This is a genomic window from Limibacillus sp., assembly GCA_037379885.1.
Taxonomy (GTDB): Bacteria; Pseudomonadota; Alphaproteobacteria; order Kiloniellales; family CECT-8803; genus JARRJC01.
In genome coordinates this window covers 1-20,805 of record JARRJC010000014.1, presented here as the reverse complement: position 1 = coordinate 20,805, position 20,805 = coordinate 1, and the positions used below count along the sequence as shown (strand labels likewise).

20 protein-coding genes are annotated in these 20,805 nt (G+C 65.1%); 13 read left to right on the top strand and 7 right to left on the bottom strand.

The window, feature by feature from the left end; translation table 11 throughout:
- Positions 1-22: 22 nt before the first annotated feature.
- Together P8X75_06590 and queF are read left to right on the top strand one after the other, a co-directional pair.
- The gene (locus P8X75_06590) at positions 23-580 is read left to right on the top strand and encodes a cysteine dioxygenase family protein (protein ID MEJ1994868.1); all 558 of its coding nucleotides are present in this window, start codon (positions 23-25) and stop codon (positions 578-580) included.
- Positions 577-1,044: a preQ(1) synthase gene (gene queF / locus P8X75_06585; GenBank protein MEJ1994867.1), complete on the top strand. Its 468-nt coding sequence runs from the start codon at positions 577-579 to the stop codon at positions 1,042-1,044. The genes P8X75_06590 and queF overlap by 4 nt, the downstream gene beginning before the upstream one ends.
- A gap of 17 nt (positions 1,045-1,061) precedes the next feature.
- On the opposite strand, the gene P8X75_06580 is transcribed toward queF, so the two are convergent.
- The 3 genes from P8X75_06580 to P8X75_06570 all read right to left on the bottom strand — a co-directional run bounded on the left by P8X75_06580 (position 1,062) and on the right by P8X75_06570 (position 3,228).
- The gene (locus P8X75_06580; protein MEJ1994866.1) at positions 1,062-1,940 is read right to left on the bottom strand and encodes a hypothetical protein; all 879 of its coding nucleotides are present in this window, start codon (positions 1,938-1,940) and stop codon (positions 1,062-1,064) included.
- A 177-nt stretch (positions 1,941-2,117) separates the two neighbouring features.
- Positions 2,118-2,699 (bottom strand): hemerythrin domain-containing protein, encoded by a 582-nt coding sequence (locus P8X75_06575; protein MEJ1994865.1) that lies wholly within the window; start codon positions 2,697-2,699, stop codon positions 2,118-2,120.
- A gap of 58 nt (positions 2,700-2,757) precedes the next feature.
- Complete coding sequence (locus tag P8X75_06570) at positions 2,758-3,228, bottom strand: hemerythrin family protein (protein MEJ1994864.1); 471 nt, start codon at positions 3,226-3,228, stop codon at positions 2,758-2,760.
- A gap of 205 nt (positions 3,229-3,433) precedes the next feature.
- On the opposite strand from P8X75_06570, the gene hemN reads away from it, so the two are divergent.
- Together hemN and P8X75_06560 are read left to right on the top strand one after the other, a co-directional pair.
- Positions 3,434-4,798 carry an oxygen-independent coproporphyrinogen III oxidase gene (gene hemN / locus P8X75_06565; protein MEJ1994863.1) on the top strand — a complete coding sequence of 455 codons (1,365 nt, stop codon included), beginning with the start codon at positions 3,434-3,436 and terminating at the stop codon, positions 4,796-4,798.
- 152 nt (positions 4,799-4,950) lie between these two features.
- The gene (locus P8X75_06560) at positions 4,951-7,305 is read left to right on the top strand and encodes an alpha/beta fold hydrolase (GenBank protein ID MEJ1994862.1); all 2,355 of its coding nucleotides are present in this window, start codon (positions 4,951-4,953) and stop codon (positions 7,303-7,305) included.
- A gap of 128 nt (positions 7,306-7,433) precedes the next feature.
- On the opposite strand, the gene P8X75_06555 is transcribed toward P8X75_06560, so the two are convergent.
- The 3 genes from P8X75_06555 to P8X75_06545 all read right to left on the bottom strand — a co-directional run bounded on the left by P8X75_06555 (position 7,434) and on the right by P8X75_06545 (position 12,110).
- Positions 7,434-8,387, bottom strand: coding sequence for an MBL fold metallo-hydrolase (locus P8X75_06555; protein ID MEJ1994861.1), 954 nt, complete (start codon positions 8,385-8,387; stop codon positions 7,434-7,436).
- A 47-nt stretch (positions 8,388-8,434) separates the two neighbouring features.
- Positions 8,435-9,502, bottom strand: coding sequence for an alcohol dehydrogenase family protein (locus P8X75_06550; GenBank protein MEJ1994860.1), 1,068 nt, complete (start codon positions 9,500-9,502; stop codon positions 8,435-8,437).
- Positions 9,503-9,683: 181 nt separating this feature from the next.
- Positions 9,684-12,110, bottom strand: coding sequence for an FAD-dependent oxidoreductase (locus tag P8X75_06545; protein ID MEJ1994859.1), 2,427 nt, complete (start codon positions 12,108-12,110; stop codon positions 9,684-9,686).
- Positions 12,111-12,194: 84 nt separating this feature from the next.
- Here P8X75_06545 and P8X75_06540 point away from each other — a divergent pair, with 84 nt between their 5' ends.
- Genes P8X75_06540 through P8X75_06530 form a run of 3 tightly spaced genes read left to right on the top strand, consistent with a single transcriptional unit; the run spans position 12,195 to position 15,574 of the window.
- Complete coding sequence (locus P8X75_06540; GenBank protein MEJ1994858.1) at positions 12,195-13,103, top strand: MurR/RpiR family transcriptional regulator; 909 nt, start codon at positions 12,195-12,197, stop codon at positions 13,101-13,103.
- A 41-nt stretch (positions 13,104-13,144) separates the two neighbouring features.
- Positions 13,145-14,230 carry an aromatic ring-hydroxylating dioxygenase subunit alpha gene (locus P8X75_06535; protein ID MEJ1994857.1) on the top strand — a complete coding sequence of 362 codons (1,086 nt, stop codon included), beginning with the start codon at positions 13,145-13,147 and terminating at the stop codon, positions 14,228-14,230.
- Between the two features lie 48 nt (positions 14,231-14,278).
- Complete coding sequence (locus tag P8X75_06530) at positions 14,279-15,574, top strand: aspartate aminotransferase family protein (GenBank protein MEJ1994856.1); 1,296 nt, start codon at positions 14,279-14,281, stop codon at positions 15,572-15,574.
- A gap of 24 nt (positions 15,575-15,598) precedes the next feature.
- Here the strand turns inward: P8X75_06530 and P8X75_06525 are convergent, their stop codons facing one another.
- Positions 15,599-16,264, bottom strand: coding sequence for a GntR family transcriptional regulator (locus P8X75_06525; protein MEJ1994855.1), 666 nt, complete (start codon positions 16,262-16,264; stop codon positions 15,599-15,601).
- A 139-nt stretch (positions 16,265-16,403) separates the two neighbouring features.
- Here P8X75_06525 and P8X75_06520 point away from each other — a divergent pair, with 139 nt between their 5' ends.
- From P8X75_06520 to P8X75_06495, 6 genes are all read left to right on the top strand, one after another.
- Entirely contained in the window at positions 16,404-17,207 is an 804-nt protein-coding gene (locus P8X75_06520) for a transporter substrate-binding domain-containing protein (protein MEJ1994854.1), read from the top strand.
- Positions 17,208-17,264: 57 nt separating this feature from the next.
- Positions 17,265-17,927 carry an amino acid ABC transporter permease gene (locus P8X75_06515; GenBank protein ID MEJ1994853.1) on the top strand — a complete coding sequence of 221 codons (663 nt, stop codon included), beginning with the start codon at positions 17,265-17,267 and terminating at the stop codon, positions 17,925-17,927.
- 10 nt (positions 17,928-17,937) lie between these two features.
- Positions 17,938-18,600, top strand: coding sequence for an amino acid ABC transporter permease (locus P8X75_06510; GenBank protein ID MEJ1994852.1), 663 nt, complete (start codon positions 17,938-17,940; stop codon positions 18,598-18,600).
- The gene (locus tag P8X75_06505) at positions 18,597-19,319 is read left to right on the top strand and encodes an amino acid ABC transporter ATP-binding protein (protein MEJ1994851.1); all 723 of its coding nucleotides are present in this window, start codon (positions 18,597-18,599) and stop codon (positions 19,317-19,319) included. Before P8X75_06510 ends, P8X75_06505 begins: the two co-directional genes overlap by 4 nt.
- Before the next feature lie 69 nt (positions 19,320-19,388).
- Positions 19,389-20,360, top strand: coding sequence for a dihydrodipicolinate synthase family protein (locus tag P8X75_06500; GenBank protein ID MEJ1994850.1), 972 nt, complete (start codon positions 19,389-19,391; stop codon positions 20,358-20,360).
- Positions 20,361-20,402: 42 nt separating this feature from the next.
- On the top strand, positions 20,403-20,805 hold a 403-nt coding region (locus tag P8X75_06495), incomplete at its 3' end, for a DUF126 domain-containing protein (GenBank protein ID MEJ1994849.1).

Genomic DNA, 20,805 nt, shown 5'->3' with positions numbered 1-20,805 from the left:
CTCCCGGAGCAGGAGGTTCGCCATGAAGTTCACCAAGGAACGTTTCATCGAGAAGTGCCGAGCGGCCCGCCTGGAGGGACAGAAGGCGATCCGTGAACAGGTCCTGGAAGCCCTTGATGACCCCTCTGCCATCTTCGCTGAGCTTGGAGAGCCGACGAAAGCGGGGATAGAGGCGCTCTACCGCTCACCGGACCTGACCGTGATCTCCTTCGTTTGGGCGCCCCACATGACGCTCTTTCCCCATAACCACGAGATGTTCTCCGTGGTCGGCCTCTATTCGGGCCGGGAGGACAACATCTTCTGGCGGCGCAGCGAAGACGGCATCGAGGCGGCCGGGGCCAAATCGCTGGGCGTGGGAGAAGTCGCCACGCTCGGCAAGGACATCATCCATTCGGTTGTGAACCCGACAGGCAAAAGGTCCTGCGCGCTTCACGTCTACGGCGGAGATTTCTTCGACCCGCCCACGCCCCGCCTGGAGTGGGACCCGGAGACGCATTCCGAACGTCCGTGGGACATAGCGCATGCCAAGGCGGCGTTCCTGGATGCGGACAGGAGAGCATCCAGGGGTCCGGCTGCATGACGGATAAGGATATCTACAGCGGGCTTACCCAGCTTGGCGGCAGCAGCGAGCTGCCCGCCTCGCCGGAGGCCGCGCGGCTCGAACGCGTCGAGAACTTGGACGCCGGAACGGATTTCCTCGTGCGCTTCACCGCACCGGAGTTCACCTCGCTTTGCCCCATGACCGGGCAGCCGGACTTCGCCCATTTCGTGATCGACTATCTGCCGAACCGGTGGCTGGTGGAGAGCAAGTCGCTGAAGCTCTTCCTCGGCTCCTTCCGAAACCACGGCGCGTTTCACGAGGCCTGCACCGTCATGATCGCAAATCGGCTGATCGAGGCCATCGAACCGAAATGGCTGCGCATTGGCGGATACTGGTACCCGCGCGGCGGCATGCCCATCGACGTCTTTTATCAGACCGGCGAGCCCCCTGAGGGCCTATGGATCCCCGACCGAGGCGTGCCCGCCTATCGAGGACGCGGCTAGGTCCCTGGATCGGCAACCTACCTGCCCCGCACGGTCATCTGCCGAACGGCATAGTCCCCGCCGCGATTGCCGATGAGCAGACCGTCGAAAGGATCGCGGAAGGAGTTGTCGCGGACAGCCAGCAGGGGCTCACCGGCCAGTTCTACGCTCATGCTTCCGTCGGGCCGGCGCGACCACTGAACCACGAAGGGCTCATCGGTGAGCAGGTCGCGTTCGAGGTTCGCCGAGGCGAGGCTGCGCACTGAACCGCGCGAGGAGACCGCGAGCAGGGCAACTCTCCCGCCCCCGCCCTGCGAGGGCTCCAGCGCCAGGCGGTAGCCGGCGTTCGCCCCCTGGTAGACGCCGATATCCATGCCCCCGCCGTCTGTACCGGCCAGGGGGCGCGCGCTCATCGTGGTTTCAATCTGGAACGCGTTGGTGACGCCGAGCTCGGCGAGCGCGAGCGCGGGTTCGCTCGGATCCGCATTGTTTGTCTGGTTCGATTGCGTGCCCAGGGCCTGGCCCAGAAGTCCGCCGACGATCTCGCCCACCAGCTCCTCGTCGCTCTTCTGCGCGTTGCCCGAGGAACGCTCGACCTGTGAGCGCAGGCCACGGGACCAATCCATCTTCATATTGCCTTGGCGGACCGCCCAGGGCGCCTTGGGCGAAGAGCCCTGGGAATCGAAGCGGTGATCGAGGAGCACGACCGGCCAGGTCTGGCCGTAGCGTGCCGAGAGCGAGCGCAGGTCGTCGAGGAACCACGGATCGGCCAAGCCCTCCCGTTCTCCGCGCTCGATCAGGGCATCGAGATCGCGCAGCAGGTCCTGCATCCCGTCATCCGCCTTTTGGGCCTGAGCGGGCGCGACATGAAAAGCTGCGGCTAGAACGAAGATATAGATCAGGGTTTTTCGTATCATCTTCTGTCTCCCACGGTATTCCAGGCTTCTTAGGGGGCAGCATCGCACGGCCCCTGACCGCGGGCCAAGCGGGAGCAAACAGGGGGCTCCCGCGCATCGGCGTTCACCTGAAGGCCTAGAGCCCCGACAAGGCCGTCCCGAAAAGACGGAGCTGGGAGGGGAGGGAGCTGGTCTTCTCTAGCCGAGGGCGCCCGCTCTCGCCTCCTGCGCCTCGCGCTCCCACTGCTGGATAAGGTCAGCCAGATCGCGGAACTCGGCCTTCCTCGCGCTTGAGAAGAGCGGATCCTTGCCCATGCTGAATCCGGAGGTGATGCTGTCCCAGTCCTCATCTCGAAGCAGCGTGCGCGCTTGGGGGAAGAAGACCTGCTCTTCCATGGCGATGTGCGCGCGCTCCTTGTCGATGAAGCGCCTCACGCGCTGCTCGAACGTCTCCCTGGGCATCTCCGCTTCCCGCAGGACCGCCTCGGCGGCCTCCTTGAAGGCGGAGACTTCCTCGGTGGCCTGCTCGTGTTCGCGCTCCAGATCGCCGACCTTCTCCGATGCTTTCCGGTCGCGTTCCTTCAGCTGCGCGAAGATGGCGTTCTCCAGCGGGTGGTGAAAGCGCTCGGAATAGTCGGCGAAGTAGTCGGCGATCTTCAGGATGATCTCGTAATCGGGATGGTCTCCCCGCTCGAACACCGACAGCTCCTGCTCCAGGACGGCGAGCAGCTTCATGAAGTTGGCGTGGTCGAGCTGTAACTCGTTCAGTGGCTTTGTCATCGCGTTCTCCTTATCGATCAGCGCGGACCGAAGTGAAACAAGACCGGAAAGTAGCGCTTCAGATGGTGATGCGCTGCACTTCCGAGCCCTTGAGCGACTTGGCGGCGTCGCTGGCGGCGCGCTTGCCCGCCACCACTGGCTTGTAGTCCATGTCCACGACCAGGATGTGCTTGATCAGCCAGTTCTCCAGGAAGCCCTGCAGTTCCTCTCCCACCAGATCGCTGGCGCCTTCGGGGTCGGCCCGGAACTTGCGGGCGACCTCCGCCAACTCCGCAACGAAGCGCTCATGCTCCTCGTGATGCCCGGGCAGGGACGTGTAGCCGCAGGCCGCCATGACGCGCTCTTCGCGCGCGAAGTGCCATTCGGCGTAGCGCACCAGCGCCTTCAGGCAGCGGTCGATGTCCTTGGGCCGCATCTCGCCTTCCTTGTAGCCCCGCAAGTTGTTGATGATCTGAATGAGCGTTCTGTGGTCCTCGTCGAGTTCGGGGACGCCTACGCTCAACCGTTCTGACCATTCAAGCTTTGGCATCTTCCTCTCGCCTCCCTTCCGAAGGATGCTGGCCGGTTGGCCTGGCATCCAGCTTGTCGCTGATCCTTCTTATTGTCCCCGGCCGGCGCGCGGGCTCCATGACCTGGATCAAGTGACGGTTTTGCCTTCAGACGAAGAAATGAAGGACTGCTCTATTTGACTTGGCTCAAGGCCGGAGGCGTGCGATCCGGTCTAGAAGAGGGCTATGAACGCCCGGACCCAAGACACGCAGACCCTCATCTCGCTGGCGGCGCGGAACCTGCCGCGCTACACGAGCTATCCCACAGCGCCCCACTTCAAGCCGCTTGCGGCGGAGGACTATGAGGCCTGGCTGGGCGCGATTCCGCCGGGTCTGGACCACTCCCTCTATCTGCACGTGCCCTACTGCCGCAGCCTCTGCTGGTACTGCGGCTGCCACATGAAGGTGGAGAACCGGTACGAGCGCCTGCGCCCTTACGTGACCGCCATGAAGCGGGAGCTGGCGCTCCTGCGCGAACGGCTCTTGGAGCGGCCCCGTCTCACGCATCTGCACTGGGGCGGCGGCACGCCCTCGATCCTGTCGGGGGAAGATTTCGCGGCGATCATGGGGTCGGTTCGCGATGCCTTCGAGGTCGCGCCGGGCGCGGAACTCGCCATTGAGATCGATCCGCGCCAGCTCTCCGACGATCTGGTCGAAGCGCTGGGCGCCACCGGCATCAACCGCGCCTCCTTCGGCGTACAGGACTTTTCGCCCCGCGTGCAGGAGGCGATCCACCGCGTACAGAGCCCTGAACTGGTCGCCGGGGCGTTGCGCCGCCTGCGCACCGCCGGCGTATCGGGAATCAACTTCGACCTGATGTACGGCCTGCCCTATCAGGGCGAGGCGGAGCTACGGCGCACGGTGGAGCTCGCGGTCGCGATGGAGCCGGACCGTCTGGCCGTGTTCGGCTATGCCCATGTTCCCTGGATGAAAAAGCACCAGCGGCTGATCCCCGAGGCGGCGCTGCCCGGCGAGACCGAGCGTCTGGCCCAGGCCGAGCTGGCGGCGGAGCTGCTGAAGGCGGCGGGCTACCTGCCCATCGGCCTGGACCACTTCGCGCGGCCCGGCGATCCCATGGCCGAGGCGTGGCGGGAAGGGCGGCTGCGCCGCAACTTTCAGGGCTACACGACGGACTCCGCGGATCTGCTGCTGCCAATCGGCGCTTCCGCCATCGGCTTCCTGCCCCAGGGTTTCGTCCAGAACGAACCCGACATCGGCGGGTACATCAAGACTTTGGAGGCGGGACGCTTGCCCTGCCGGCGGGGGCTGCCGGTCAGCCGGGAAGACAAGCTCCGCCAGGCGGTGATCGAGCGGGTCATGTCCGCCAGGCAAGTGGATGTGGCCGCCCTCTGCCGGGAGTGGGGCTTTCCCGAAGACTTCCTGGACGCCTCTCTTGGCAAGACGGCGGAGCTGGAGGCTGCCGGTCTGCTGACCAGACAGGGGCGCAAGCTGAGCATTTCAGGAGAGGCGCGGCGGTTCCTTCGGCACATCGCTGCCGCCTTCGACGCCTACCTCGCCGAAAGCCAGACGCGCCATTCGCGGGCGGTTTGACGGACCCTCTGCGGCCTCTTTGTGGCGGCGCTGCCGCGCATTCCGGTGGTCCGCCTTTGCATCCCAAGAAACCTGTCGAATAAGTGACAGGGGCGACACAATATTAGTGTAAGCTAAGGTTGTGTTTCGGGTGCCGATATGAGGGTGCTGTGGTGTTCGACACTGAATCTGGCCAGTTCGAGATCAGGGAAGAGTACTACAAATGGTGCAGCTGGCTTTATGAAGCCCTGAGGGACCGGCTTGGACTGAACATCAAGGTTCATCCGGACACCGAGTTGCTGCAGCAGGGCCACATATTCCTGTTCAATCATTTCGCCCGCTTCGAGACCGTCTTTCCTCCCTACCTGCTCTATCGCCACACCGGGACCTTTACCCGCTCGATCGCCGATCATCGGCTGTTCACGGCCAACGAGTGGCTGGATAAGCTGCTGCGCGGGCTCGGCGTGGTTCCGAACAATCAACCCGGCCTGCTCGCGTTCCTCGCCGCGGAAGTGCTTCGGGGCCGGAAGGTTTCGGTATTCCCGGAAGGGGGCATGGTCAAGGACCGGAGGGTCCTGATCGGCGAAGACAAGTACGGCATTCAGTTCCCAAGCGCAGCGCAGCCTCGCGGCCACCATCGGGGCGCTGCCGTTCTGGCCCTGACGCTGGATATCTTCAAGAAACGTATCCTGGAGCTCCACAAGCAGGGTGATACGGCCCGCCTTGGCCGCTGGGTGGAAGCGCTCGGCCTGGAAGACGAGCAGCAGCTGCTCACCAGGGCGCGGGAGCCGACCTTGATCGTCCCCTCGACCATCACCTTCTACCCGCTTGGCATTCAAGAGAACGCCCTCAGCCGCATGGCCTCGCTTCTGGCCAAGGACTTGCCTCAGAAGGCGGCGGAAGAGCTCCTCATCGAGGGCAACCTCGTGCTCCGCGACACGGACATGGACATCCGGCTGAACCCGCCGATCAGCCCGGACCGCAAATGGTCGTTCTGGGAGAAATGGCTGCTCAACAGGTACTTCCTGAAGGTCGACTCGCTCGAACAGTTCTTTAGCCTGCGCGATCACGCGGAGACCTTCACCGAAAGGGTGCTGGTAAAGAGCCTCTCGGCCGAGGCGACCCGCTTGCGCGATCTGACCATGCGCGCCCTCTACGTGGGAACCTCCATCAACCTCAGCCACCTGGCGTCGCAGTTGATCACCTCCAGGCTGGCGCAGGGGCACATGGCGATAGGCGTCGCCGACTTCCATAGGGCGCTCTACGTGGCGCTGAAGGAGCTGCAGGCGATAGAGGGCGTGCACCTGCATCGCAGCCTGAGTTGGCCCGACCGCTACCGAGGGCTGCTCGACGGCGAATGCCGCGACTTGGAGCGGTTCCTGGAGACCTGCAGCGCTGCGGGTCTGTTGCGGAAAGCCGGAGAGGCTTACGAGTTTCTCGAGAAACTTCGTCATCCGCAGGGATTTCATGAGGTCCGCCTCGAAAACCCGATCCTGGTCTACACGAACGAAGCGGCCCCCATTCCCGCCGTGCGCGTTGGAGCCGAAAGGGCGTTGAAGAGGATCGGCGAGATCACCGAGCAGAATCTGGCGGCTTATCTGTTCGACGACGAGCTTCGGGCCCACGAATGGAATCGCCAGCACTTTTCGGCGGAGCGGTACCGCGCGGTCAACGAGACGGAGACGGCAACCGAAAGCGGCGCCCCCTTCCTCTTGGGCTGCGAGCAGCGCAGGGCGAAAGGCGTTCTTCTGGTGCACGGCCTCTTGGCGTCGCCGGCCGAGCTCGCCCAGTTCGGCCAGCACCTGAAGGAGCAGGGCTACGCGGTGATGGGCGTTCGCATCGCGGGCCACGGCACCTCGCCCTGGGACCTCAAGAACCGGGACTGGGGCGAGTGGCTCGCCTCGGTTCGCGGCGGCTATCGGATCCTTTCCGCCTTTGCCGACACGATCGTCGTCGTCGGGTTCTCCGCGGGCGCCGCCCTGTCCCTGATCCTTGCGGCGGAGCGGCCCGCCAAGCTCGCCGGGGTCGCCTCCGTGTCGGCGCCGCTGGCCTACCGGAACCGGAAGCTGGCGCTGGTGCCGCTGGTGCAGGGAATAAATAGGCTGGCGGGCTGGATACCCAATGTCGACAGCGCCACGACCTTCGTGGAGTACGAGGCCGAACACCCCGATATCAACTATCACAACGTGCCGATCTATGCGCTGCACCAGCTCAGGGCCATGACCGCGGAATTGCAGAAGCGCTTGCCGGAGATAAAGGCTGAGACCTTGGTCCTGCAGGGGGATGACGATCCTGTCGTCGATCCTTCGAGCGCCCAGCAGATCTTCGACAGGCTCCAGGCCGACAAGAAGACCCTGCGATGGATACCCTCCGGCCGGCACGGAATCCTGAACGAGGACATCGGCGGCACCTGCGCGGCTGTCGAAGATTTCATCGCGAAGACCGGCAGCAGTGAGCCCTTGGCCGGGGTCCGCCCACAGGGGCATGCAAGGGGCGAGGGCCTATCGCGGTCTCCGGCTCTGGGATGACTGACGGCTCAGCTTGCGGTCCGACGACGCCTTCGCGGGCCTCGCGCCGGAAGGGTTCCAGGCGAACTGGAAAGGAGTGGTCTGCGTACTTTCCAGACGGCGTCCGGCGTTCCTATCGAGCGCGGCGCTCACTCCCATTCCATCTTGCGGAAGACCTGACCCGCGTTTCGCGTCGCCAGCTCCTCGAAGGTGTCCAGATGCTTGTAGGGAGACTGGTCCACGTAATAAGCCTCGGAAAGATCGCCCCCGGAATCCAGATGCTCACGGATCTTGCCGCGGATGTAGATTAGGTAGTCCTTCGTGTAGCGGCGAACCTGCGCCATGTTCGTCGGATGGCCGTGCCCGGGGATCACGTAGGTCGCCTCCAAGGGCTCGAAGCCCGCGTCCCAACTCTCCAGCCATGCGGCGGTGTCGGTCTCCTCGAAGATGGGCAGGAGGCGTTCGTGGAAGGCCATGTCGCCGGAAATGACCAAGCTCTCCTCGGGCAACCAGACGACGACGTCGCCGGGTGAGTGGGCAGGCCCCAAGTTCAGGACCTGGATTTCCAGGTCGCCGAAATCGACCGAGTAGCTGTCAGTGAAGGTCTCGTCGGGCGACACGATCTCGGTCTTGTCGGCTTTCTCCTTCTGAATTCTGCGCGCTGCCTCCAAGCTCTGGAAGCCATGGGCCTCGAACGAGGCGGCCGCGTCCTCCTGGGCGACGATCTTGACGCCCTGCGCGCGCCAGTAGGAGTTCCCCAACATGGCATGGCCCTGACCGTTCTCGTTGACCACCAGCCGCACCGGCTGATCCGTCACCTGCTTTATCTCCGCGTGCAAGGCTTCGGCCAACTGCCAGGAGGCCCCGCCGTTCACCACGACAACGCCGTCGCCGGTGATGATGAAACTCAGATTGTTGTTGTGTCCGCCGTTCTCATAGGTCGGCGGCGCCGTCGCGCCGATGGCCGAGAAGACGTTCGGGATGAACTCGACAGGCTTTGAATAAAGCGCGGAGGCCGGATACTGGTCCGGGATGTCTTCGCTCGCCATTGCCGGGGGCGCCAGAAGAACGCCTGCCATTACCGTCGCCAAGACCTTCAACACGATAACCTCCCATAGATTGACCGGGGCGACATCGGGCTCAGCCGCCCCTATTGCGGTGGGATCAGGACGATTTTGCCCACGGTCTTTTTCGCGGCGAACTCTTCCTGCGCCCGATGGATCTCCTGCAGCGGATAGCTTTTCGCGATCAGCGGCTTGATGCTGCCCGCCGTCACATAGCCCGCCAGTTCCTCGAACACCTTCGCGGGCGTGTAGGTGCAGCCGAAGATGGTCAGGTCCTTCAGATAGAGGGTCCGTAGGTCGGCCTCCACGATGGGGCCCGCGATCGCGCCGGAGACGGCGTAGCGGCCGCCCGCAGAAAGGGCCTCCATCAGCGAGCCCCAGTGTTCGCCGCCGACGACGTCGATGACGCAGGTAACGCTGTTCTCCGCCGGGGTCTCATCGCGGTCCAGAACCGCGTCCGCGCCGAAGTCCAGCACGGCCTCCTGCTTGGCCTTGCCCGCCACGCCCGTCACCTCGGCCCCTTTGAGCTTCGCCAGCGCCACGGCGGCGAGGCCGACGCCGCCGGAAGCCCCGGTTATCAGGACGCGGTCGCCCGCGGAGACGCCGGCCCTGGTCAGGAGGTTGAGGGCGGTACCGTAGTTGCAGGGAACCGCGGCGATCTCGGCGTCGGAAAGCGGCGAGGCGCTGACGTCGTAGAGATGCTCGGCGGCCACGACGCAGTATTGCGCGAAGGCGCCGTCCAGTTCCGACCCGATCGCCTGGAAGCGGGTCGGCTCTTCTTCGGTGGGGATCGGCTGGTTGGTCGGGCAGGTGACGCGCGCGCCTTCCGCAAAGCCCATCACGCCCTCTCCCAGGGCGACGACCCGTCCGCAGAGGTCAGCCCCTTGAATCCGGGGGAAATGGAGGGCGCCCGACCATCCGCCCTCTTCGACCGAAGCCTCTGAGTCCACCGCGTCCGTCGCGCCGCTGACCGACTTCGAATACCAGCCGAGCCGCGTGTTGATGTCGGTGTTGTTGACCCCGGCGGCCAGGACCTTGACCAACACTTCGCCTGGGCCGGGCGAGGGCGTTGGGATGGCCTCGTTCCAGACGAGCTTCTCCGGCCCGCCGTGACCGGTCAGCTGAACGCCGCTCATCGTCTCAGGAATCGTCATCTTCGCCCCGCTGGTCTCGTGGTTCTCGGTCCGAACGTACAGTCCGGCCACTATGACCGCTTATGTCCTGGCGGGAAACCGTATGTCCTTGATTCGGAAAGGCGCCGCTCACGGCTTGGTCATGAGGATCCCGTCCTCGCCGTCGCTTTCCGAACGGTCCTTGACCATTGGGCTTGGACGCTCACGCGCGGGGGCGGGCGTTCTCCGGGTCGAACACCGGGGCGTCGAGCACCGTTGCCCGCCGGAGCGAGCCGAGCGTCATGACCTCCAGGCTTGAGCCCGGCCTTGCCGCCTCGGGCCTCACGTAGGCCCAGCCGAGCCAGGCCCCTTCGGCATAGCCATAGCCGCCAGAAGAGATCGAACCGATGCAGCGTCCCTCCTGCCAGACCGATTCCGAGCCGAGCGGGTCGGCCAGGGGCTGTTCGCCCTGCGGCTCCTCCAGCTTCACATAGGCGACGACCCATCTTTGGGGCTCCTTCAGCGAGATCTCGGAGCCCTGGAAACCCTCGGTCCGGGTGAAGCGTTCCAGACCGGCTTCCGCCAGCGTCACCTCGTTGGTGATCTCGTGGCCGGACTTATAGGCCTTTTCCATGCGCAGGGCGTTGAGCGCGGCGGAGCCGACGTGGACCAGACCCAGGGGCTCGCCCGCGGCGACGAGCGCCTCGTAGATCTTCGCCATGCCCGCCATGGGGGCATGCAGCTCCCAGCCCAGCTCCCCGGTGTAGGTCACGCGCAGCGCCCGCACGCCTTCGACGCCCGCCACCGTGATCTCCTGTGCGGAAAGCCAGCGGAAGGCCTGGTTGTCGAGTGGCGCCTGTGTCGCGGCCTTCAAGATCTCCCGCGCCTTCGGGCCGGCCAGCATGATGACGCCGTAGCGCTCGGAAAGGTTATCGAAGGCGACCTCCTCGCCCATGCGGACCTGACCCTTCATCCAGTCGAGCAGCGCTGCTTCCTTGGCGGCTGCGTAGACGGCGTAGAAGCGGTCCTCCGACAGGCGCAGCAGGGTCGTCTCGCCCTCCAGCCGGCCATTGGGGTTCACCAGATAGGTGAGCGACACTGACCCCGGCTTCTTGGGCAGGCGGTTGGAGGATATGCGCGAGAGGTAGGCCTCTGCATCCCGTCCCGAAATCTCGATCTTCGAGAAGGCGGAGAGGTCGGCGATGCCCGCGGTCTCTCTCAGCCCGGCGACCTCGGCCCCGATGATGTCGTGCAGCTCCGACCGGCGGAAGGCGTGGATGTGCGCCTGCGGCGTGCCGTTCAGGGCATACCAGTAGGGCCGCTCCCAGCCGTAGACGTCCTGGTAAACCGCACCCTTCGCCTTCAGGGTCTCATAGAGCGGCGTGGTCTTCGAATTCGACGGACGGCAGGCGGGCCGGTCCAGGTGGGGGAAGGGGATCTCGTGGCGCAGCAGGTAGTCCTCCTTCGCCTTTTCGATCCGGTAGGTCTCGTCGATCTTCGCCCCGAAGCGCCGGGGATCGAAGCTCGCCATGGAGATGTCCGCCGAGCCGTGCACCATCCATTGCGCGAGGTACTTGCCCGCACCCGGTCCCCAGGCGATGCCGACCTGCGAGCCGCAGCAGAGCCAGAAGTTCTCCACGCCCGAGGGGCCGAGCATCATGTTGCCGTCGGGCGGATGTGTGATCGCGCCATGCACCACCCGCTTGATGCCCAGCTCGGCGAAGATGGGCATGCGCTCCATCGAATTCTCCAGCCACGGCATGATGCGGTCGTAGTCCGGCTCGAAGAGCTCGTTCTCGGCCTCCCAAGGCGTGCCTTCGTCCCAGACCGTGGCGGCGTTCGCCTTCTCGTAGATGCCGATCAGCCCTGACTTCTGCTCCATGCGGATATAGCCGGAGACCTGGCGGTCGTCGCGCACGACCGGCAACTCCCGCTCCAGGTCCTTGAACTCGGGCACGGGCTCGGTGATCAGATAGTGGTGCAGCAGGTTGGCGATGGGCAGGTCGAGGCCCGCCCACTTGCCGATCTGGCGCGCATAGGTGCCGCCCGCGTTGACCACGATCTCGCAGCGGATGTCGCCTTGCTCGGTATGAACGGTCCAGCCGTCCGCGCTTCGGGTCAGTCCGGTCGCGCGGTTGTGGCGGATCACCTTGCCGCCCATCTGGCGCGCACCGGCGGCCAGACCGAAGGAGACGCCCGCGGGATCGACATGCCCGTCGTGCGGCGTGTGCAGCGCGCACTGTATGCCGTCCAGGTTATAGAAGGGGTGCAGCTCACGGATGCGCTCCGGCCCGACGATCTCCATCTGATGGCCGAGACCGCGTCCCACCGACAGGGTGAACTTCAGCCAGTCCACTTCGGCATCGTCATAGGCGACGCGCAGCGATCCGCAGCCGTGCCAGGTGGCGTTCTGGCCCGTCTCGGCCTCCAGCCTGGGATAGAGCTCGGTGCCGTAGGCCGCCATCTTGGCGAGACCGTAGTGGGAAACCGAATGGGTGATCTGCCCCGCGGCGTGCCAGGTCGAGCCCGAGGTGAGCTCCGCCTTCTCCAGCAGGATCAGGTCCGTCCAACCCTCCTTGCAAAGGTGGTAGGCGAGGGAGCAGCCCATGACGCCGCCGCCGATGATCACGACCTTCGCCTGCATCTCCATGGCCTTTTCTTGTCCCTTGCAAAGCCGCTGCGATGGGCGTAGATAATGATACAGATGTATCAGTGTCAATAGGAATGATACAGAATGGATCAAAACCTCAAGACCGCCAAGCAGGTGACGGAGGCGCTGACGCAGGTCTTCCCCGACCTGCCTCCGGCCTTGCAGGCCGCCGCCCGCTTCATCATCGACAACCCGCGCGAGGTCGGCTTGCAGTCCATGCGCAGCCTGGCGGCCAAGGCATCGGTCCATCCCAACGCCTTCGTGCGCCTTGCGCGCCTGATCGGGTTCGAGGGCTACGACGATCTGCGCGAGCGCTTCCGCGACTTCCTCGTCTCCGACGACCTGGGCGGCTTCGGCGACCGCGCGCGCTGGCTGCAGCAGCTCGCTGCCGAGGGCGGCACCGCGGGAATCCTGAGCGAGATGGCCGGCGCCGTGAGCGACAACCTGGAGCGCGGTTTCGTGAAGCAGGACCCCAAGCACCTGGAAGCCGTCTGCGATGCGATCCTGGGCGCGCGTCTGGTCTACATCGCCGGTGTCGGCTCGGCATACAGTCTGGCGCACCAGTTCTGGTACGTCGCCCGCATGGCCTTCGACAACATGCTGCCGGTGCCGCGCGAAGGCTCCCAGCCGATCGACGATCTGGCCCACGTCGGCGCCGAGGACCTGCTGATCGCGCTCACCTTCCAGCCCTACCGGGTGGAGACCATGGCGGCGGTAAGGCTCGCCAAGCGCCGGGGCGCAAAGGTCATCGGCATCACCGACAGCATCACCTCGCCGCTCGCGCGCGAGGCGGACGAGGTGCTCGTTTGCCCGACCAGCACGCCGCAGTTCTTCCAGAGTCAGGCCGCGGTCACCGCGCTGCTGGAGACGCTGATCGCGGTTCTGGTGGGCCGGGCGGGCGAAGCGGCGCGCCTGCGCATCGAAGCCTTTCACGAACAACGGCTGGCGGCCGGTATCTATGAGGAAAACCCGCGCCTGGGCGCGCTGGGCTGAGGCCCGGCGCCCAGGTTTGCTTTGATAGGGGATAAGCGGTCATGGACGACATGGTCTCTATGGGCAAGCGGGCCCTGGCGGCGCGCTACTACACCGATCCGTCGGTCTTCGCGCGCCAGCGCGAGCAGCTTTTCTTCAAGACCTGGCAGTTCGCCTGCCATGAAAGCCGGGTGCCCGAGACGGGCGACTACTACGCCTTCTCCATTCTGGATCAGGACCTTTTCGTCGTGCGTCAGAAGGATGGCTCCCTGCGGTGTTTCTACAACGTCTGCCAGCACAGGGGGCATCCCCTGGTGGAGCAGGAAGGCCGGGCCCGGCTCATCGTCTGCCCCTATCACGCCTGGTCCTACGGTCTGGACGGAAAGTTGAAGGGCGCGCATGGGACGAAGGATCAGGAGGGCTTCGACCGCTCCAAGATCTGTCTGACCGAGGTCAGGCTGGAAAGTCTGGCCGGTTTCCTCTTCGCCAACCTCGACCCTGGCGCGGTCCCGCTCGCCGAGACTTTCCCCGGCGTGGAGGAGGCGATCCTCAAGTTCCTGCCGGACACGAAGGACCGCGTCTTCGCCCATGAGCATGAGGCCGAGGAACACTGCAACTGGCTGATCGCGGTGGAGAACTACAACGAGTGCTATCACTGCCGCGTTGCGCACCCGACCTTCTCCGCCGGGGTCGTGGACCCCCAGAGCTACGACATCGCGGTCTTCGCGCCGGGCGTCTCCTGCCTGCACCATACGGCCAAGGCGCAGTCCGGGAAGTCCGCCTGGTACGACACCTCCGGGTCGGACTACGCCTCCTTCTTTCTCTGGCCAGCGTTCAGTTTGCAGCTCTACCCCTCGGGTTTGGTCAACAGCTACCACTGGCGGCCCGGCGGCGTCGCCGACACGACCGTCCACCGCACCTGGTACTCCAAGGACGGGGTGGTGGACGATTCCCTGCAGCGGGTGATCGACCTGGACCGGGACACGACCTTCGCCGAGGATCTGCGGCTGGTGAAGCGCATCCAGCGGGGCCTGGGCTCGCGCGGCTACAATCCCGGTCCCCTGGTGATCAATGCCGCCGGCGGTATCGATTCCGAACACTCCATCGCCGCGCTCCACGACTGGGTCCGGGAAGCGAGCGATGAGTAGCCCTTCCGCGACCCTGCAGGCCGTTTATCACCGAAAAGGAATACTGGCATGACCACCTTGGAGTTGACCCGAAACCGGGAGCTTTACGAGATCGCAGAACGGGTTCTGCCGGGTGCCGGTCTGGGCGGCTACGCCTTGCCGGAGGAGCTGCGCTTTGTCTTCGCCGAAGGCAAGGGCGCGCGCATCAAGGACGTGGATGGGCGGGAGTACATCGACTACGTGGGCGGGGCCGGCGCGCTGATTGCCGGGCATTCCCATCCAGCCGTCGTGCGAGCGATCCAGGAGCAGGCGGCCAAGGGCCTGCACATGTTCGGCACGTTGAATGAGCCTGCGATCCGTCTGGCCCAGCGGCTGGTGGAGGACATCCCCTGCGCCGAGAAGGTGGTCTACGCGACCACCGGCTCGGAGGCGACGGCCTATGCCATGCGGCTGGCGCGCGCCTTCACCGGCAAGGACATGATCCTGAAGTTCGAGGGGGCCTACCACGGCAACCACGACTACGCGCTGACCTCGACCTTCCCCAAGAGCCTGGGCAACGACCCGCTGGGACAGGACGACACCGCGGGCCGTCCGGCGGGCACGCGCGCGACCATCTGCGTGGCGCCCTTCAACGACCTGGAGGCGGTCGAGCGCATCGTAAAGGACCGCAAGGAGGAACTGGCGGCGATCATCGTGGAGGGGGTTCAGCGCATCATTCCGGCCGAGCCGGAGTTCCTGCAAGGCTTGCGCACACTCTGCGACGAGACAGGCGTTCTCCTCATCATGGACGAGGTGGTGACCGGCTTCCGCCTGTCCTACCAGGGTGCGCAGGGCCACTACGGCGTGGTCCCGGACCTCGCCAGCTTCGGCAAGGTCGTGGGCGCCGGCGGGCCCTTGGCGGCGGTCGCCGGGCGGGCGGAGATCCTCGATCTCTGCGACCCCTCCAGAAAGGGCGCGCCGGACTACGTCTACTTCAACGGCACGCTGCATGGAAATCCGGCCGCCGCCGCGGCGACCCTGGCGCTGCTGGATGAACTGAAGAAACCCGGCACCCACGAGGCCCTCAACGACTTCGCGGCCCTGGCCTGCCGTGCCTGCCAGCAGGTGCTGGACCGGCACGGGCTTCCGGCGATCGCAGCCCAGACAGGATCGCTCTGGCAGATCCTCTTCATGCGCAAGCCGCCGAGGACGCAAGCGGACATGATGGCCAGCGACGCCGCCGCCATGCGCAGGCTCGACGCGGAGTGCATGAAGCGCGGGATCTACGCCCTGCCCGGCGTCAGGCGCTTCTTCTCGACGGCGCACGGCGAGCACGAGCTCGAAGATACGCTGCGCGCGCTGGACGCGGCCTGCCGGGCGCTCTAGTCCGCGCCTGGGCGCGGCTGCCGGTCAGGCTTGAAGGATGTTGAGGTGCTTCAGGAAGGAGGCCTTGACCCCTTCGATGTGGCGGGCCGTCAGCTCGGAGGCCTTCTCCGCGTCGCCCGCTTCGCAGGCTTCGAGGATGCCGAAATGCTCCCGGTTCGCCTGCTCCATGCCGTTGCTGAGCACGAGCTGCGCGCGCAGGTAACGGTCCAGGCGGTTCATGGCCTTGTCGATCAGCTCCAGGTGGAACTTCAGCTTGCTGGCGTTGTAGATCTCCGAATGGAAGTCGCGGTTGAGATCACCCCAGCTCATGGGGTCCTCGGAGTGGGAGAAGGCGGTGCAGTGCCTGCGGATGCGGCCCAGGATTTCCGGGGAGAGCAGGGGCACCGCGCGGCGAATGACCTCCGGCTCCACGAGCAGGCGGAAGTCGAAGAGCTCGGTCGCCTCTTCCTCGGACAGCCCTGAGACGACCGCGCCCTTGTAGCGCTGCATGCGGACAAGGCCCTGCTCCTCCAGGCGCGAGAGCGCCTCGCGGACAGGAATGCGGCTGACGTTGAACAGCTTGGCGATCTCGTCCTGACGCAGCGCCTCGCCGACCTCCAGGTCGCCCTTGATTATGGCCCGCCTCAGCTCCTCGAAGACGATCGAAGAGGCCGATGCCGTCTTGGAGATGTCAATCGGGTTTAGTTTCATATCCACCGATCCCCCTTCGCGTAGAATCTACAGGATCCCCGTCCCGATAGGAATGCATCTTTTATATTGCTTATTGGATCCAATCTGTCTCAGACTTGTTCCGGTCTTTTGTGACGATCCAACAAACCGGGAGGGTTCAATGCGATTCACAAAGCTATTTGCCATGACCGCCGCGCTGCTGATGGCGAGCGGTGTGGCCTCCGCCGACACCTTGGACGACGTGGTCGACCGCGGCACGCTGCGCTGCGGCGTGGTCCTGGATTTCCCGCCGATCGGGTACCGCGACGCCAATAACGAGCCGGCCGGCTTCGACGTGGACTACTGCGCGGATCTGGCTGCCGCCCTTGAGGTCGAATATGAGATCCTGCCGCTCACCTGGGCGGAGCGTCTGCCGGTCATCGTGACGGGCCGCGCCGATGTGGTCTTCGGCGCCACCTCCGACTCTCTGGCGCGTGCGCGCACCGTCGGCTTCACCATCCCCTATGCGATCTATTACGCCCAGGGCGTGGTCGGCAAGGACAGCGGGATCGAGACCTTTGAGGACATCCGCGGCAAGCGCGTCGCCGCCGCCGTCGGCACCGTGCCCGAGCAGGAGTGGCTGAAGATCGCCGCGGAATGGGGCGAGGAGAACCTCTATCAGGGTTATCAGTCGGAGAACGAAGTGTTCCTGGCCGTCGCCCAGGGCAAGGCTGACATCGGCATCACCACCAACACCGCCGTGAAGCCGATCACCGAGCAGTACGACACCATCATCGCGGGCCCGCGCATGCCCTGGACGACCGACTACACCTCCGTCGTCGCCAACCGCAAGGACGTGAGCTGGCTCAACTACCTCAATCTCTTCATCACCCACCAGGTCCGCTCCGGACGCTATCAGGAGCTCTGGGGCAGCTACGTCGGCGGTGAAGCGCCGGAGTTGCGCATCCCCGGCGTGATGTACTAACCACCAGCCCGATCGCCCCGCCCATCGCGGGCGGGGCGGTTGCGGCGGACGCGCGCGATGTTCGAATATAATTTCCACTGGCGACCGGTCATGAAGAACCTGCCCGACCTGCTCGAGGCGGGCTTGGTGACTCTGGAGGTCGCGTCCCTGGCCATGGTCCTGGGAATCCTGGTTGGGATGGCGCTCGCCCTGATCGGCCTTCACGGCAAGGGGCCGCTGCGCTGGTTCGCGGCGAGCTGGATCGAACTGGCGCGCAACACGCCGGCCCTGTTTCAGTTGTTCTTCTTCGGCTTCGGCCTGGGCGCCTTCGGCATTCACCTGACGCCCTACACCATCGTGCTCTCCGCGCTGACATTCAACTGCGCGGGCTATCTGGCGGAGAACTTCCGCGGTGGTTTCCAGGCGATCCCGGAGACACAGATCCGCGCGGCGCGCTCGCTCGGCATGACGGCGGCGCAAGCCTATGGCCGCATCGTCATCCCGCAGGTCCTGCGCCTCGTCTACTACCCGATCACCAACCAGATGGTCTGGGCGGTCCTCATCTCCTCGCTCGGCATGCTGGTCGGCTTCCGGGAGCTGTCGGGCGAAACGCAGTTCTTCGCTTCCAGGACTTACCGGATTTTCGAGTATTTCGCGGTCACCGCCGTCATCTACTACGTGATCGTGAAGATCATTCTCCTCGCCTCGCGGCTCCTGGCCATGAAGCTTTTCAGGTACTGAGGGGGCAGCCATGGAACCGACAGTGCAGTTCTTCAGCGGCTTCACGGCGCACGACTTCATCTTTCTGGGCGAGGCGGCCTGGCGCACCCTGCTGATCTCCCTCTGCTCGATTGGGATCGGGACGGTCTTCGGGGTGGTTTGCGGATGGCTGCTCTATGAGGGACGGATCTGGGCGACGGTGTTTCTGGCGCCAATCCTCGACGTCTTCCGCTCCGTCCCGCTGATCATCCAACTGGTGCTGTTCTACAACTTCGCTCCGATCATCGGCCTCAACCTCGATCCCTTCATCTCGGGCGTCATCGTCCTTTCGATCTACACGGCGGCCCTGGTCGCGAACGTCGCGCGGGGCGGTATCGAGGCGGTCGGCGAGCCCATGCGCCGTGCGGCGCGCAGTCTGGGCATGACCTATTGGCAGGACCTTCGCTACATCGTCTTTCCGATCGGCGGGCGGGCGGTCTTCCCCTCCTGGGTCGGCGTAGCCCTGGGCGTCATGAAGGACAGCGCGCTGGTCTCGGTCCTCGGCTATGTCGAGCTCTTGAAGGCCAGCCAGATTCTGATCACCCGCACGCAGGAGCCCTTCCTGATCCTGGCCTTCGCGGGCGCGTTCTACTTCGCCCTTTCCTATCCACTCTCGCTCTATGCCGAGAAGCTCGAAAAACGGTGGGCTCAATGATCGAAATCGTCGACCTTTACAAAAGCTTTGGCGACCTGGAGGTGCTCAAGGGCATCAACCTGGAAGTCAAGAAGGGCGAGGTTCTCTCGGTCATCGGCGCCTCGGGCTCCGGGAAGTCCACGCTGCTTTACTGCATCAACGGGCTGGAGCCGATCCAGAAGGGTTCCGTCAAGGTGGACGGCGTGGAGGTCCACGCCAAGGGCACGGACCTGAACAAGCTGCGCCAGAAGCTCGGCATGGTGTTCCAGCAGTGGAACAGCTTTCCACACCTGACGGTTCTCGAAAACGTGGCCCTCGCGCCCCGGATCGTGCGCGGTCTCTCCAAGAAAGACGCGCAGGAGTTGGCGACCAAGCAGCTCGAGCATGTCGGCCTGGGCGACAAGATCAAGAGCTATCCCGCGGCCCTTTCCGGCGGGCAGCAGCAGCGCCTGGCGATTGCCCGCGCTCTGGCGATGGAGCCGAACTACATGCTGTTCGACGAGGCGACCTCGGCTCTCGATCCCGAGTTGGTCGGCGAGGTGCTCGACACCATGCGCCTGCTCGCCGAGGAGGGCATGACGATGATCTGCGTGACCCACGAGATGGGTTTTGCCCGCGATGTGTCCGACCGCGTCGCCTACTTCCATCAAGGCCTGATGGAGGAGATCGGCCCGCCTAGCCAGATTTTCGGGAACGCGGAATCCGAGAACACCCGCCGCTTCCTCTCGAAGATCAGATAGCGGCGGCGCGACCCCCCTGAATGCGGCCCTCGTCACAGGGCGCAGTTGAAAGAAGAAAAGGAGTCCAAGATGAACAACGAGATTTTCACGGGCTGCATTCCGGCCCTGATGACGCCTTGCCGGGAAGACCGGACGCCGGACTTCGCCGCCCTGGTGAAGCGCGGGCAAGAGCTGATCGCCGAAGGCATGTCGGCGGTGGTCTACTGCGGCTCCATGGGCGATTGGCCGCTGCTGACCGACGCCCAGCGGCAGGAAGGCGTCAGGCATCTGGTCGAAGCGGGCATTCCCACCATCGTCGGCACCGGTGCTGTGAACACGGCGAGCGCGGTGGACCACGCGGCCCATGCCGCCAAGGTCGGGGCGCAGGGCCTGATGGTCATCCCGCGGGTTCTGTCGCGCGGTCCTTCCCCGGCAGCGCAGCGCGCGCATTTCGAGGGCATTCTGAACGCCGCCGCCGAGCTGCCTGCGATCATCTACAACAGCCCCTACTATGGCTTTGCGACTCGCGCCGACCTGTTCTTCGAATTGCGGGCGCGTCATCCCAACCTGGTTGGCTTCAAGGAGTTCGGCGGGGCGGCCGATCTGCGCTACGCCGCGGAGAACATCACCTCCAAGGACGACGATCTGATTCTTCTGGTGGGCGTGGACACCCAGGTCGTCCACGGCTTCGTCAACTGCGGTGCGCGCGGCGCGATCACCGGGGTCGGCAACGCTCTTCCCAAGGAGGTGCTGCATCTGGTCGCGCTCAGCGAACAGGCCGCCAAGGGCGATCCCGAAGCGCGGCGCCGGGCACAGGAGCTCGACCGGGCCATGGCCGTGCTGTCCTCCTTCGACGAGGGGCCGGACCTGGTGCTGTTCTACAAGCACCTCATGGTCCTGCAGGGCGACGAAGCCTACCGCCTGCACTTCAACGAGACGGATGCGCTGACCGACAGCCAGCGCCGCTATATCGAAGAGCAGTACCGGCTGTTCAAGGGCTGGTACGCCTCCTGGGCCTCCACCGGGCAGAGCGCCGCGCGCCCCGTGGCGCTTGGCGCGTGAGGCGCGACCGGCCAGCAACCCTAGCGTAGCGAAGGTCCCGTCATGGGCGCTCTCGTCGTTCCCGCGGCCGTCGAAGGCCCCGTCCTGGTTTGTGAGGAGGGGCTGTCCTTCTGGGGCGGCGTCGATCCCGAAACCGGCCGGGTGATCGACGCCCATCATGACCAGCACGGCCGTTCGCTGGCCGGACAGGTGGTCTTGATGCCGACCAGCCGTGGCTCCTGCACGGGCAGCGGCGTGCTCCTGGAACTGGCGCTCAAGGGCCATGCGCCCGCCGCCCTGCTGTTCAGGGAGGAGGAGGACGTTCTCACCCTCGGCGCGCTCATCGCCGGGCGCATGTTCGAGCGCTCCCTGGCCGTCGCGCGCTTGACGGCGGAGGAGTACGAGGCGGTCTCGAAACAAGATCGGGTGCGCATCGCCGGTGGCGTTCTGGAAGGCGAGGGGCTGT